Genomic DNA, 13,384 nt, shown 5'->3' on the forward strand with positions numbered 1-13,384 from the left:
GAGAGCGTGATTAACGGTGAGACAGGAACGCGCGATGTTGATTGAGTTTTCCAAAATGCACGGCCTCGGTAACGACTTCATGGTGGTGGATGGCGTCACCCAGAAGGTGTTCTTCAGCAACGACATCATCAAGAAGCTGGCGGATCGTCACTTCGGTATCGGCTTCGACCAGCTGTTGCTGGTGGAGCCGCCCTATGACCCCGAGCTCGACTTCCACTACCGCATCTTCAATGCCGATGGCAGCGAGGTGGAACAGTGCGGCAACGGGGCCCGTTGCTTCGCCCGTTTCGTGCGTCTCAAGGGGCTGGTCAACCGGGATCGCATCGCGGTCAGCACCGCCCGGGGCCGCATCACTCTGCAGCTGGAAGGGGAGAACCAGGTCACGGTCAACATGGGGGTGCCCCAGTTCGAGCCGGGCAAGATCCCGTTCCGTGCCCAGAAGGCGGAGAAGACGTATCTGCTGCGGGCCCAGGATCACACCGTGATGTGCGGCGCCGTCTCCATGGGCAACCCTCACTGCGTCATCGAGGTGCCCTCGGTGGCCGATGCGCCGGTGGAGACCCTGGGACCCATCATGGAGCGCCACGAGCGCTTCCCCGAGCGGGTCAACGTCGGCTTCATGGAGATGGTCAACGCCAGCGAGATCAAGCTGCGGGTCTTCGAGCGCGGGGTGGGGGAGACCCTGGCCTGCGGGACCGGGGCCTGTGCGGCCGTGGTGATAGGCATCAGCCAGGGCAAGCTCAAGGAGCGGGTCACCGTCACCCTGCCGGGTGGCAAGCTGACCATCGCCTGGAAGGGACCGGGTCAGCCCGTCTACATGACGGGACCGGCCGAGCACGTCTTTGACGGCCAGATAGAGTTGTAGACAAGGAGCGGGTGATCCCGCTCCATCAACGGATCATATCGGGGCCCTTGGCCCCTTTTTCGGATGGATCAACCAAGTTATGAGCGAACTCAAACGGCAGGAATCACTGGTGGATGAAGCCACAGTGCTGGAGTACCTGGCCCGTTATCCCGAGTTTTTCCTGCGTCACGGGGCCATGCTGGACAAGATCCGCATTCCCCATGCGCAAAAGGGCACCATCTCCCTGGTGGAGCGCCAGCTGGACAGACAGCGGGAGCGCATCGAGCAGCTGGAGCAGGAGATCACCGAACTGATGGGGGTCGCCAGCGAGAACGAGCGGATTTTTCGGGTTTACGCGGATCTCTACGGGGAGATCTACGGCTGCCAGACCTTGTTCGAGCTGAGCGCCGTGATGGGCAAGGCCTTCGTCCAGCGGCTGCGACTCACCGGCCTGCGGCTCTGGCTCAATCCCAGGCATTTCCAGCTGAGCGGCCCCGAGCAGCGTTTCCTGGCGCAGGGCAAACAGCTCGAACAACTGCTGGGGCAGCGCCTGCCCGGCACGGACTACTATTTCGGCCGCCTCAACCAGAGCGAGAAGCAGGCGCTGTTTGGCAATGATGTGCTGGTCAACTCGGTGGCCCTGATGCGGCTCGGGGAGCTCGGCGTGCTGGCCTTCGCGAGCTCGGATCCCAGCCACTTCACCCCCCACAACGACACCCTGCTGCTGGGTCAGCTGGGGCGTCTGTTGCAGCTGCGTCTGCCCGAGCTGGCCCGTGGCTAAGGCAACGACCCGATCCCCTGCCAAGGTGTTCCCTGCCGCCGACCCCCTGCCGGTCGCACTGGCGGGGGAGCTGGACGCCTTTATCGAATACCTGCGGGTCGAGCGCCAGCTCAGCCCCCACACCCGCAGCAACTATCAGGCCCACCTGGAAGCCATGACCGCCGAGCTGGTGAAGCTCGGGGTCGACGACTGGGCCCGGCTCGAGGCGAGCCAGGTGCGCAGTCTGGTGACCCGGATGCACAAGGGGGGGCTGGCGCCCCGTTCCCTTGCCACCAAGGTGTCGGCCCTGCGCAGCTTCTGCGACTGGCAGGTGCGCCAGGGGCGGCTCACCGCCAACCCGGCGCGGGGCATCGTCACCCCCAAGCAGGGGCGGCCCCTGCCCAAGAACCTGGACGTGGACGAGATGTACCAGCTGCTCAACATCACCGACGAGCAGGATCCGCTGGCGGTACGGGATCGCGCCATCATGGAGCTGATGTACTCCTCCGGCCTGCGCCTTGCCGAGCTGGTGGGGCTCAACCTCGCGGATGTGAAGCTCGACGAGCGCCAGCTCAGGGTGATCGGCAAGGGCTCGCGGGAGCGGGTGCTGCCCATCGGGCGGATGGCGGTGGAGTGGTTGCACAAATGGCTCAAGGTACGCCCCCTGCTGGCCGGTGACGAGGGGGAGGCATTGTTCGTCTCCAAGCGCAGGCAGCGGCTCTCGGCCCGCTCGGTACAGGAGCGGCTCGACGGCTGGGGCAACAAGCAGGCTCTCAATGCCCACGTGCACCCCCACAAGCTGCGCCACAGCTTCGCCACCCACATGCTGGAATCCTCCGGCGACCTGCGGGCGGTGCAGGAGCTGCTGGGGCATGCGGATCTCTCCACCACCCAGATCTATACCCACCTCGACTTCCAGCATCTGGCCAAGGTATATGACAGTGCCCACCCGCGGGCGAAGCGGGATCCGGAAACGCCGGAGGATGAGTGATGTGGTGTGCGATCTGCTGGGATGACAATCTCCACGTCGCCCGGGTCAGGCGGGAGCTCGCAACGCCAGAGGATGAGGAGTAAAGAGGAACAGCCATGCAGTTTTACCGTCGCTGGCAGCCGGTGGCCGCCATCTCGTTCGATCTGGACGACACCCTCTATGACAACGGCCCCGCCATCGCGCGGGCGGAACAGTGGATGCTGGACCACCTGCGCAGCGAATACCTGGCTACCGCCATGCTGGACAAACCGCGCTGGCTCGCGCTCAAGCGCCAGTTGCTGCTGGACCACCCGGCGCTGAGCCACGACGTCAGCCTGGCGCGGCAGCGGGGCATTCGCGAGGCCCTGGTGCAGGGGGGCATGGAGCCCGGGCTGGCGGAGCAGCAGGCCCGGGCGGTGTTCACCGGTTTCATGGCCGAGCGCTCGAAGATAGAGGTGAGCGAGGCGACTCACGCCCTGCTGGCTCGTCTGGCGGCGCGCTACCCGCTGGCGGTGATCACCAACGGCAACCTGGATCTGGAGCAGGCGGGTCTGGCTGGCTACTTCACCCTGGTCTGCAAGGCGGGGGCGGGAGCCAGAATGAAACCGGCGCCCGACATGTTCGTGCAGGTGCAAGAGGCCCTGGGGCTGGCCCCCGGCCGCATCCTTCATGTGGGGGATCACCCGGTGACCGACGTGCTGGGGGCCAGGCTGCACGGCTTTCGGGCCGCCTGGCTCAACGAGAGCGGTCAGTCCTGGCAGTCGCTGTCGCTGCTGCCGGATGTGGAGCTGGGGCAGCTGCAGGATCTGGCCACCCTGCTGCTCTGAGCTGGGGGTGAGGGACAGATTCCGTGATCTATATCTGGCAATAACAACAAGGGAGCAAGGGCGTGAAGGGAATGAAGGGTGTCATCTGGCTGGCGATCCCCATGGTGCTGGCGGGATGCGATCTGGTGCAAGACCGTTACCGGATGGAGTTCAGGGACGGATCCTGGCGGGAGATCGCCATCTCCCCGTTTTCCAACGAGGCGCGCTGGCGCGAGGGGTGCGCCACCGGCGAGGTCCAGGTGGACATGACCCTGCCCCTGAAACGGGGCAAGGTGGTGAATGGCCGGGAGCAACTGCTCATCGGCGGCGAGCTGTTCGAGCTGGAGGATGCCCGGCTCTATCGCGGCAACGGCATGGTGCTCGGGCAGGCCCCGGACCATATCCAGCGGGGCCTCAAGGGGCTGGATGTCTGCCGAACCCTGCGCCCTGATCGCGGGGCCCTGCCCAAGCTCAAGGGCAAGGGATTTGGCGACTAGCCCGTCTGCTGTCTGAGCGGGCAGGAGGCGTCGCCGAAGGCAGTGGGCAGCTTGATGGCGTGTGGGGTTCACAGGCCCGTCACGTCGGATGCCTCTGGGCAGCCCCCGATGCACGGGGCCCTGCCCAGGCTCAAGGGCAAGGGGTCGGCGACTAGCCGACCTGCTGCCTGAACCGGCGGCAGGCGTCGCCAAAGGCGGTGAAGAGCTTGATGGAGTGGGGGTTCTCGCTGGCCTTCCACTCCGGGTGCCACTGCACCGCCAGCAGGAAGGGGGAGAGGGCGGGAGCGTGGATCGCCTCGATCAGCCCGTCTTCGGCATGGGCCAGGGGGGCCAGCCCCTTGGCCAGCGTCTTGATCCCCTGCCCGTGGAGGGAGTTGACCGGAATCGACGGCTGCCCCATCAGCTCGGCCAGCCAGGTACCGGGCACCAGCTCGACTTGATGGCTCTCGCCATACTGCTCGTCCACCGGGTCATCCGCATCCTCCCGATGATCGTCATAACCCGGCTCGCAATAGACCTTCTGGTGAATGTCGCCCCCCAGGGCCACGTTGATCTCCTGCATGCCGCGGCAGATCCCGAGGATCGGCAGGCCACGGTCGAGGGCGGCGCGTACCAGGGGAATATCGAACAGATCCCTGTCCCTGTCCTGGGGCTTCTCCGGGGTGAGGTTCTCCTGGCCATAGAGGGCAGGATCGATGTTGGATCCGGCACCGCTCAGATAGACCCCGTCGGCGAGGTCCAGATACTGCTCCAGATCCTCGGTGCCACAGCAGGTGGGCACCAGCAGCGGCACGCAGCCGCTGATCTCCACCAGAGGCTTGATGTATTTGTGGGTCATGACCTGGTAGGCGTGGCCACTGCGGGCCTGGGCCCCCATGGTCATCAGCACGACGGGTTTGTTATGGGAACTGGGGTTGGGCATAGGTCACCTTGGCTATCCTTGGCGGTCTCATCCTGCGCCTTGGGAAGGCCCTTGCCGCCTCGGCTCGCAAGGGCATGCCTCAAGGCATGGTCGTGGGATCAGGGTCGCGCCAGCGTGCCAGAATCGTCGGTCAGCCTTGGCAACGACAGCCTGGATCCTGCCTCCAGTCTGCCAAGGCCGTTCAATATGTCAAACAAAATGATGCAATTATGTTAACCGTTGATGTCGGGATACGGCTGTGAGTCCCATTTAAAGGGGCTTGAGGGGGAATGCCTGGTGCGGCGAGAGATTTGATGGTTGATATATTAAACATCTGGCCGGGCGACCGGATAGCAGAAGGGGCCCACAGGGCCCCTTGTCGACTCAGGCGTTCAGGATGAAACGTTCGATCACCTGGGCGACCCCGTCTTCATCGTTGCGCCCCGTGGTGTGCTGTGCCAGCGCCTTGATCTCGTCGGTGGCGTTGCCCATGGCGACCCCGAGTCCGGCGTAGGCGATCATGTGGTGATCGTTGCCCGCATCCCCCACCGCGATCACCTGGGAGGCATCCAGCCCCAGGTGCTCGGCCAGGGCGGCGACGCCGGTGCCCTTGTTGCTGCGCTTGTTCATGAACTCGAGGAAGTAGGGGGCGCTGCGCACCACGGTATAGCGCTCGTGGAGTTCGGCGGGCAGCTGGGCGATGGCGCGGGAGAGCAGGGGCTCTGGGTCAATCATCATCACCTTCATGATCTGCTCGTCGTCGGGCAGGGTGGCGAAGTCCACCAGGTTGATGGGTTGACCGATGAGGCGGGATTCGTGCTCGGTGTAGGGGCTGATCCTGGGGCTGATGAGCCCCTGGCGGACGGAGAAGCCGTGGATGTTCACCCCCAGCTCACAGGCCAGGTGGGCGATGGCATGGGCATCGCTGCCGGTCAGCAACTGGCTGCGGATGATGCGTTGCTCGGACACCTGCTGCACCAGGGCGCCGTTGTAGCAGATGACGTAGTCATCCTGTCCGGTGAGGCCCAGCTCGGTCAGGGCGGCGGTCATGCCTTCCAGCGGGCGGCCGGAGGCCAGCACCACGGTCACGCCCTTGGCGCGGGCTGCCGCGATGGCGGCCTGGGTGCGGGGGGAGATTCGGCCCTCTGGGGTCAGCAGGGTGCCATCCATATCCAATGCGATCAGCTTGTACATCTTCTCACTACCTGAGTCTGGCCGGCCCGCCCGATGGGGCCATGGGGAGGCCGAGTGTAGCGAAAATCGCCGCCGGGATCACGCCGCCTTGCCGACGCGGGGGCACGTTGCCCCTCAGCGCTGGCCCTGGTAGGGGGTCAGTTGCAGCTGATCTTCCCGGATGGCGAAGTGGATGGGGCCGTGCTCGATGTCGACCCTGTTGTGGTGGTGGGCCATCTCCACCTCGACGCCGGGGAAGAGGCGCTGGGTGGCGATGATGTCCATGTTGGCCATGAGCGCCTGCAGCTCCCGCTGCGCCTCGACGAGCTGCTCGTCCAGGCTCTTGCTCTCGTCGAACTGGCGGGTGCGCAGCGCCTTGATCTTCTGCAGGGTCTCGGGATTGCGCTTGTCACGGGGCAGTTGCAGCAGACGCAGGATGAGATCCTGCAGCTTGTCTATCTGCTCGGCGCAGGTCTGTTTGCGCTGGCGCAGCGCCAGCTCCTGCTCCTTCTGGCTGAAATAGCCACCGAGGATCTGCAACCGGGTCCGGTTGGCCGCCGAGGCTCCGAGCACCGGGGCCATGATGAGCCGATTGGCGATGTTGATGCCGCCGATGAGGTGCCCCTTGCGCATGGCGCTGTCCCCCACCTTGAGATCCTGGCCGCTGCGGCAATAGCAGTGACTGAGCTGGCTCAGGATATGGATGTCGCCATCGGCCTCCAGCCTGGCGTACTGGGCATAGCTGGCGTGGATCTCCCCCCCGGCGTTGAGGTGGCAGAGGTATTCGTCGTCCGCCAGCTTGCGCCCTATGATGCCGTTGCGCACCGTGATGGTGCCGCCGGATTCGATGTAGCCGCCCTCGACGAAGCCGCCGATCACCACGTCACCGCTGGTCTTGACGCGCATGCCGGGCATGACGTCCCCGGTGACCAGCAGGGATCCCTCGAACTCGACGTGACCGTGGCGGATGTCGACCTGCTTGACGTTGAGCACCTCGTCGACCCGCATCCCGGCACGCTCCTGACAGGGGAGCCCCGGGCGGGTCGCCAGCAGCAGGTCCGGGTCCTCGGGGGAGAGGCAGGTGCCGTCACCCGGCGTCATGGCGCTCTCCTTGCCGTGGCGGGCGGTCAGGGTCTGGCCCGTCACGGTGAAGCCGTCGATGCCCTGGGTGGCGGGGTGCCTGCGCATCAGCAACGCCCCCGCCTTGACGGTGAGCAGGGTGCCGAGGTCGCGCATGTCCACCTTGCCGTGATCCCGCTCCTGGGGTTTGAGGATCCGCTCGGCTGCGGTCTCCACCAGCCGCTCCAGGCGGGTATCCAGGCCGTGCCTGGCGGCCTTGCCGAGGGCGATGACGGGATTGAGCTGGGCACCGGGGGCCGCCTCACCCGCTGCCTGGATGGCGGCGGCAAGCAGTCGCTCGCTCACCCCCTGCTTGACCGTGCTGGCCGCCAGGGCCTCCTGCAACCGGGCCAGGGTCAGGGGCTGGCCGCCCCAGTCCGCGGTGATCTGCGCCCTGGCGCTCATCTGGTCCTTGTCCACCTGGATGAGCAGCCTGGCATCCTGGCGCCGGGCAATGGGGACTGGCGGATGCGCGGGGGCATCCGGCTCTGCGATGAGAGCGTTGAGCAGGGTGACGGCTTCGCGGATCCCCTCGCCGAGGGGTTCGTAGCGCCGACAGTTGGAGAGTCGCAGCAGGGCCAGGACGTCGCTTTCCTGGATGGGCTCGGTGAGGCCCGGGGTGATGCGCAGGCAGACATAGCTCATGTCGGCCGACAGCTGAAACCACGCTTTGCTTAACACCGGGCCCTCCTTCGTTGTCCCTGTCCGGTTTGCCCCATGCCGGGGCCTCTCCTTGCCGGCATCCAATGCCGCCGGGGCGGATCCAACGCGCAGTATTCGGGTATTTTTCCTTCCGGGTCAACGATCTGAATGCAAATGGGTGAGCCGGGTTGAGGAAATATCGGCTGACGGGAGAGGGGCAGACCCGGCCATGCCATAGGCTCCATTGCAGTTTTTTAGCGCAATATGCTGACTTTTTATGCTTTCGCTATCCAGAGTGTCCATCACGTTGAAGGTGGCGATGCAAATCACCTTGCCAGGCAGGAAGAGAAGGATTTTAATCTGCCGCCGCCCCAGGGCGAGGACCCTGGTCGCCACCGATCAGCCCCTTTTTCTGTCCAACCGAATGAGCCCATGACCGCCCAAGGCCACCTGCTGTTTTCCGTCACCTGCGTCCTGCTTGCCCACAAGGTCGAACTGACTCCGGCCCTGGCCGATGCCAGCCTGTGGCACATCGTCCCCATGGCCTTGGCGAGCGCCCTGCTGCCGGATCTCGATCACCCCCGCTCCCTGCTCGGGCGGCAACTGCCCTGGATCTCGGGGCCGCTCTCCCGGCTGTTCGGCCATCGTGGCTTCACCCACAGCCTGCTGGCGGTGGGGATGGGGGTCTGGGGGCTGGCCCAGGTAGAAGCCCCCTGGTTGCTGTCGGGGGCGGTGAAGGATGCCCTCATCGTGGGCTATCTCAGCCATCTGCTGGGGGACTGGCTCACCCCCATGGGCATTCCCCTGCTCTGGCCCTGGCGTCGGCGCTTTCGCCTGCCCGGCCTGCCCCTCAAGAGCGGCGGGGGTTACGAGAGGGCCTTCTGCCTGCTGACCCTGGCGCTCGCCGGGTACTGGGTCCATGGCGGCGCAGGCTTGGCTCACTTCTAGCCCCGGGCGCCTTCCTGGCATCTGGCCGTTCGGGTCAGGGTGAGGTAATCGGCGAGCACCGGCAGCCCCAGCAGGTGGCGGCGCAGCATGTCGAGGGCGGCGAAGGCGAGGATCCGGCGACCGCTCGCGGGATCCGGGTGGCTGACCCTGAGCGTCTGGCCGTGCAGTTGCCCGTCGGCGCAGAGCAGCAGCGGCACGCCGTCCGGCCCGGCACGGCCTATGGTGAGGCTCAGGGGGGCGGCGGGCACCGCCAGTTGAGTCAGATCGTCGCTCAGGGTGTGGCTGAAGCCGGCGGTCAGGGCCGGGTGCCCGTGACACATGGCCAGCAGGGCGCCCCGGCTCTCCCCTTCTTGCAGGTGCAGCGACCGCTCCCCCAGCAGGGCCAGGATCTGGCTGGCAGGCGCCTCGTTGCCACGCCCTACCAGCCAGGGGGCGATGGCCGCAAGCAGCCTCGCCTCGGCGGCGTCCATGTCGGCGGTGCTGGCACCGTGGCCGATGAGCTTGAGCTCGATGAGAGGCATGGAGGAGCGGTAGCCCAGCTCGATGCCGGCAGGCCAGGGGGCCGCATCCAGCATGTCGCTGAGGGCGGACTCCGAGACGCCGAAGGTGTAGAAACGGCGCAGCTCGGTGTCCGTCTCTTCCCCGGCCAGCGCCTTGAGGCGGGGCATGATCTGTTCGCGCACCATCTGCTTGAACTCGAACGGCACGCCCGGGGTGAAGAAAAGCCGGCTCTGGCCGTGGCTGGCCGGGTGGCGGACCACAAAGCCGCAGGCGGTGCCCACCGGGTTGTCGAGGATCTCGCAGTCCCGGGGCAGCCAGGCCTGCTTGGTGTTGCTCCGTGCCATGGTGCGGCCCCGGCTGGCATAGCGTTCGGCCATGGTGGCGAGCCAGTCCGGGAACAGGGTCAGGGGCTGGTCAAACGCCTCGGCCGCGGCCTGGGCGGTGAGGTCGTCCGCCGTGGGGCCGAGCCCCCCGCACACCAGTACCACCTCGGCGCGGTTGGCGCTCTCCTGCAGCACGGCTGTCAGATCCGCGAGGTTGTCCCCCACGGTGGCGCGGCGGCACACCTGCCAGCCCTGCTCCAGCAAGAGGGCACTGAGCCAGGCGGCATTGGTGTCCACCACCAGGCCGGTCACTATCTCGTCGCCTGTGCTGATGATCTCGATGCGCATGGGGACTCCTTGGGTGGGGCCAGCCCTCTCAGGGCTTGCCGTGTTCGAAGTAGTAGCTGATCCGGGTGCGGGGGTTGAGGTATTCGAACACCGCCGGGGGCAGGCGTTTGGGCTGGATCACCTTGGCGATGGTCAGCCCGGCCGCGTCGAGGTCGATGATGGCCGCCTCCTGGCGCGGAATGCGGGGGTCGTATACCAGCACGGCGGGGTAGAGCAGGCGGGAGGCGTTGACCGACATCACCAGCCCCACCTGGCCGTTGGAGAGCTGCACCACGCTGCCCGGGGGATAGACCCCCATCAGCCGGATCAGCATGCCGAGGTGATCGGCGTTGAACTGGGACTTGCGCTGCTTGTAGAGGCTGCCGAGGGCCGCGTAGGGCACCTTGGCCTCCAGGTGGCAGAGGTTGTCGTACTCGTTGATGAGGGAGACGATCTGGGTGAGGGGATCGAGCTGATCGCCCTTGAGCCCTTGGGGGCCGGTGCCGTCCAGATACTCGTGGTGGTTCTGCACTATCTGCTTGGCCGCTTCCGGAAAATCGCTGACCAGCCCCAGCAGTTCCAGGCCGTAGCGGGGATGCTGGGCTATCAGGTTCTGCTCCGGCTTGGTCAGCGGCTCCGTCTTGCGCAGGATCTGGCTCGGGATCCTCAGCTTGCCGATGTCATGGAACAGGGCCCCCATGCCGACCTGGCGGATCGCCTCGGCCGGCAACTTGCACTCCCGGGCGAGCAGCATGCTGAGCACGCTGACGTTGAGGGAGTGAAACTGCAGGCTGTTGCCATCATCGCTGTCAGAGACCAGGTGCAGCACCATCTCGTCTACCGAGAGGAGCTGCTCCGTCATGGCGTTGATCAGCTCCTGGGCCTCGCTGATGGCGTTGAGGGGGCGGGACTGGATCTTGCCCATGAGGTTGCGCACCTGGGCCAGGGATTGGCGGAACTGTTTCTCGCACTGCTGCAGGTCGCGGCGATAGCGCTGCAACTGCTCGATGCGCCGCAGTTTCTCCTGCTGCATCTCCTCCTGGCGGGCGAGGAGACCTTCCCCCTCAACCTCATCTGCCTGGGGCTGGGTCTGGCCGAGGGGCTTGGGCGGCGTGTCGCTCTTGTCGGGAATGATGGTCACCAGCTTGAGGCCAAGGCGACGAATGAGCTCGATCTCCTCCTCGCTCTTGAGCTTGAAGCTGGAGAACAGAAACGGGTGCTCACGCCATCCCAAAGGCAGGGAGACATAATTGCCGACTTGCAGCCGTTCTACGGAGATCTTGATTCCTGTCATGGGGTTGGGCACGAGGGACACACTGAGCCGTATGCTAGTCAAAGGGCGGGGTGAATACAAAAGGTATCTGATGACAGCGGGAGCGCTTTATTATAGGCTTCTAGATGTCCAGACATATTTACCGATGCAGTACAGGGAGTCAGCATGCCGATCAAGATCCCGGACCAGTTGCCCGCCGCCGAAGTGCTGGGGCAGGAGAACATCTTCGTGATGACGGAATCCCGGGCCGTCACCCAGAACATCCGCCCGCTGCGGGTGCTCATCCTCAATCTGATGCCCAAGAAGATAGAAACCGAGATCCAGCTGATGCGGATGCTCTCCAACTCGCCCTTGCAGGTGGACGTGGATCTGTTGCGCATCGACGATCGGGAGTCGAAAAACACGCCCCAGGCGCACCTGGAGAACTTCTATCACGACTTCGAGCAGGTGAGAGGCAACAACTACGACGGCATGATCATCACGGGGGCGCCGCTCGGGCTGGTGGAGTTCGAGGAGGTGGTCTATTGGCCCCGCATCGTCGAGATCATCGAGTGGTCCCATCAGCATGTCACCTCCACCCTCTTCCTCTGCTGGGCGGTGCAGGCGGCGCTGAAAGCCTTGTACGGCATGGAGAAACAGACCCACGGCGAGAAGCTTTCCGGGGTCTATCGCCACCACCGCCTCGACGAGCACGAGGCGCTGCTGCGTGGCTTCGATGACGAATTCGTGGCGCCCCACTCCCGTTATGCGGCCTTCGACGGGGATCTCATCCGCGCCCACACCGATCTGCAGATCTTCGCCGAGTCGGAAGAGGCGGGTGTCTATCTGGCCGCCACCAAGGATTGTCGCCAGGTGTTCGTCACCGGCCATCCGGAATATGACGCTCTGACCCTGGATGGGGAATATAGGCGGGATCTGGCGGCCGGGCTCACCCCCGTCATTCCGGTCAACTATTACCCGAACAACGACCCGAGCCAGACCCCGCGCGCCACCTGGCGCAGCCACGGTCACCTGCTGTTTTCCAACTGGCTCAACTATTACGTCTACCAGTTGACCAGCTACAAGGTGGAAGACATCGGCAAGGTGTTTACCTACCAGCAGCCCAAGGGATAGAGCCCATCAGTCCGCCCCGGCCAGCCGCCGCCCACGGGTATCGAGCCAGTGACGGTGGCAGGCCAGGGTGAAGGCCCGTGGCCGTCTGGCCCGGATGAGGGTCATGGCCTCCTGCTGGGGCAGCCCCTGGGTCATCAGCAGCAGGGCGGCCGCCAGCCCGGTACGCCCGCTTCCGCCGTGGCAGTGAATGGCAAGGTGCCGTCCCTCGCGCAGCAGGGCGAGCAGTCGGGGTTGCACCCCGGGCCAGGCCTGTTCGAAGGCTGCATCCGGTGCCTCGTCATCCGCAATGGGCAGATGGAACCAGCTCATGCCTCTGGCCTGCACCAGCTGCCCGAGAGAGAGGGGCCCGCACAGGGCCAGCTCTTCTTCCGTCATCAGGGTAAGCACCCCGCCGGCACCGGCCAGCTGCAACTGGGCAAGGGCGTCGGCCATGGGGACCTGCTGGCTGCCGGGGCAGGGGGTGAGCAGGAGCTGGCCGTCGAGCCGTGGAATGTCCAGGCTCCAGAAGGGATGGGCACTGAGCATGGGGTTCCTCGTGGTGGCCGGGATCAACGGGATCGGCATCCCGCGGGTGCGGCACAGCATAGAGGGGCCGGAGGCGATGTCAATCTGCGTTGTGTTCGGCCCGGTTTACGGGCAGAGTCTAAAAAAATCGAGCGATGCAAGGAGTAAAGATGAGAAACCTGGATCAACTGGACTTGGACATCCTGGCCCATCTGTTTCGCGATGCGGGCATGACCAACAAGGATTTGGCGGCCCTGGTCGGGGTGGCGCCGTCCACCTGTCTGGAGCGGGTGCGCAAGCTGCAGCAGGATGGCGTGCTCAAGGGGGCGCACTGCGAGGTGGATTACCAGGCCCTGGGCGGTCACATCCAGGCCATGGTCTCCCTGCAACTGGCCCGTCACAGTCGCCAGATCATCGATGCGTTTCGCGACGCCATCCTGGCCCTGCCCGAGGTGATCAGCCTGTTCCACATGGGTGGCAAGGATGATTTCCTGGTGCACCTGTGCGTCTCCGATACCGAACACCTGCGCAATTTCGTCTTCGATCACTTCACCTCCCGGGAAGAGGTGGTGCACCTCGAGACCTCCCTGGTGTTCGAGCACAGGTTCAGCCGCTCGCTTCCCTGCTTCCCCCACCCCTGACGGTGCGAGCCGCAAGAAAAAACCGCCCGAGGGCGGTTTTTT

Annotated in this window: 14 protein-coding genes; 8 read left to right on the plus strand and 6 right to left on the minus strand. The window is 65.3% G+C overall.

The features are described from left to right. The first annotated feature begins 34 nt into the window (after positions 1–34). From dapF to PG879_RS10185, 5 genes are all read left to right on the plus strand, one after another. The gene (dapF, locus tag PG879_RS10165; protein WP_029313578.1) at positions 35–865 is read left to right on the plus strand and encodes a diaminopimelate epimerase; all 831 of its coding nucleotides are present in this window, start codon (positions 35–37) and stop codon (positions 863–865) included. A gap of 79 nt (positions 866–944) precedes the next feature. Further along, a complete protein-coding gene (locus PG879_RS10170) occupies positions 945–1,625 on the plus strand; it encodes a DUF484 family protein (protein WP_010672702.1) in 681 nt (226 codons plus the stop codon). Beyond that, positions 1,618–2,595, plus strand: coding sequence for a tyrosine recombinase XerC (gene xerC, locus PG879_RS10175; protein WP_223924544.1), 978 nt, complete (start codon positions 1,618–1,620; stop codon positions 2,593–2,595). Before PG879_RS10170 ends, xerC begins: the two co-directional genes overlap by 8 nt. 95 nt (positions 2,596–2,690) lie before the next feature. Continuing rightward, the gene (locus PG879_RS10180) at positions 2,691–3,401 is read left to right on the plus strand and encodes an HAD-IA family hydrolase (protein ID WP_043154052.1); all 711 of its coding nucleotides are present in this window, start codon (positions 2,691–2,693) and stop codon (positions 3,399–3,401) included. 71 nt (positions 3,402–3,472) lie between these two features. Continuing rightward, positions 3,473–3,877, plus strand: a complete 405-nt coding sequence (locus PG879_RS10185; RefSeq protein WP_270830153.1) for a hypothetical protein — start codon at positions 3,473–3,475, stop codon at positions 3,875–3,877. 151 nt (positions 3,878–4,028) lie between these two features. On the opposite strand, the gene PG879_RS10190 is transcribed toward PG879_RS10185, so the two are convergent. From PG879_RS10190 to PG879_RS10200, 3 genes are all read right to left on the minus strand, one after another. After that, a complete protein-coding gene (locus PG879_RS10190) occupies positions 4,029–4,799 on the minus strand; it encodes a gamma-glutamyl-gamma-aminobutyrate hydrolase family protein (protein WP_043154048.1) in 771 nt (256 codons plus the stop codon). 363 nt (positions 4,800–5,162) lie between these two features. Further along, positions 5,163–5,972, minus strand: a complete 810-nt coding sequence (yidA, locus tag PG879_RS10195; protein ID WP_270830119.1) for a sugar-phosphatase — start codon at positions 5,970–5,972, stop codon at positions 5,163–5,165. Between the two features lie 114 nt (positions 5,973–6,086). Continuing rightward, positions 6,087–7,751, minus strand: coding sequence for a DUF342 domain-containing protein (locus tag PG879_RS10200; protein WP_042880970.1), 1,665 nt, complete (start codon positions 7,749–7,751; stop codon positions 6,087–6,089). A 393-nt stretch (positions 7,752–8,144) separates the two neighbouring features. Between PG879_RS10200 and PG879_RS10205 the strand changes: the two genes are divergently transcribed. Continuing rightward, positions 8,145–8,660, plus strand: a complete 516-nt coding sequence (locus PG879_RS10205; protein WP_010672710.1) for a metal-dependent hydrolase — start codon at positions 8,145–8,147, stop codon at positions 8,658–8,660. Here the strand turns inward: PG879_RS10205 and PG879_RS10210 are convergent. Beyond that, positions 8,657–9,832, minus strand: coding sequence for a CinA family nicotinamide mononucleotide deamidase-related protein (locus PG879_RS10210; protein WP_270830120.1), 1,176 nt, complete (start codon positions 9,830–9,832; stop codon positions 8,657–8,659). The genes PG879_RS10205 and PG879_RS10210 overlap by 4 nt on opposite strands. 28 nt (positions 9,833–9,860) lie before the next feature. Beyond that, positions 9,861–11,105: an HD-GYP domain-containing protein gene (locus PG879_RS10215; protein WP_270830121.1), complete on the minus strand. Its 1,245-nt coding sequence runs from the start codon at positions 11,103–11,105 to the stop codon at positions 9,861–9,863. Between the two features lie 144 nt (positions 11,106–11,249). Here PG879_RS10215 and metA point away from each other — a divergent pair, with 144 nt between their 5' ends. Continuing rightward, positions 11,250–12,197 (plus strand): homoserine O-acetyltransferase MetA, encoded by a 948-nt coding sequence (gene metA / locus PG879_RS10220; protein WP_010672713.1) that lies wholly within the window; start codon positions 11,250–11,252, stop codon positions 12,195–12,197. A gap of 6 nt (positions 12,198–12,203) precedes the next feature. Here metA and PG879_RS10225 read toward each other — a convergent pair whose 3' ends face one another. After that, positions 12,204–12,722 (minus strand): phosphatase domain-containing protein, encoded by a 519-nt coding sequence (locus PG879_RS10225; RefSeq protein ID WP_039039797.1) that lies wholly within the window; start codon positions 12,720–12,722, stop codon positions 12,204–12,206. Between the two features lie 149 nt (positions 12,723–12,871). Between PG879_RS10225 and PG879_RS10230 the strand changes: the two genes are divergently transcribed. Beyond that, positions 12,872–13,342, plus strand: coding sequence for an Lrp/AsnC family transcriptional regulator (locus tag PG879_RS10230; protein WP_010672715.1), 471 nt, complete (start codon positions 12,872–12,874; stop codon positions 13,340–13,342). Positions 13,343–13,384 lie beyond the last annotated feature (42 nt).

It is taken from the genome of Aeromonas sp. QDB63 (assembly GCF_027707425.1).
Classification (GTDB): domain Bacteria; phylum Pseudomonadota; class Gammaproteobacteria; order Enterobacterales; family Aeromonadaceae; genus Aeromonas; species Aeromonas caviae.

Bases quoted from the DNA above. Each gene is read 5' to 3' on its own strand.
- PG879_RS10190 (WP_043154048.1), bottom strand. From the start codon at position 4,799: ATGCCCAACCCCAGTTCCCATAACAAACCCGTCGTGCTGATGACCATG.
- PG879_RS10185 (WP_270830153.1), top strand. From the start codon at position 3,473: ATGAAGGGTGTCATCTGGCTGGCGATCCCCATGGTGCTGGCGGGATGC.
- dapF (WP_029313578.1), top strand. From the start codon at position 35: ATGTTGATTGAGTTTTCCAAAATGCACGGCCTCGGTAACGACTTCATG.
- PG879_RS10230 (WP_010672715.1), top strand. From the start codon at position 12,872: ATGAGAAACCTGGATCAACTGGACTTGGACATCCTGGCCCATCTGTTT.
- PG879_RS10205 (WP_010672710.1), top strand. From the start codon at position 8,145: ATGACCGCCCAAGGCCACCTGCTGTTTTCCGTCACCTGCGTCCTGCTT.
- PG879_RS10215 (WP_270830121.1), bottom strand. From the start codon at position 11,105: ATGACAGGAATCAAGATCTCCGTAGAACGGCTGCAAGTCGGCAATTAT.
- yidA (WP_270830119.1), bottom strand. From the start codon at position 5,972: ATGTACAAGCTGATCGCATTGGATATGGATGGCACCCTGCTGACCCCA.
- PG879_RS10180 (WP_043154052.1), top strand. From the start codon at position 2,691: ATGCAGTTTTACCGTCGCTGGCAGCCGGTGGCCGCCATCTCGTTCGAT.
- PG879_RS10170 (WP_010672702.1), top strand. From the start codon at position 945: ATGAGCGAACTCAAACGGCAGGAATCACTGGTGGATGAAGCCACAGTG.
- PG879_RS10210 (WP_270830120.1), bottom strand. From the start codon at position 9,832: ATGCGCATCGAGATCATCAGCACAGGCGACGAGATAGTGACCGGCCTG.
- metA (WP_010672713.1), top strand. From the start codon at position 11,250: ATGCCGATCAAGATCCCGGACCAGTTGCCCGCCGCCGAAGTGCTGGGG.
- PG879_RS10225 (WP_039039797.1), bottom strand. From the start codon at position 12,722: ATGCTCAGTGCCCATCCCTTCTGGAGCCTGGACATTCCACGGCTCGAC.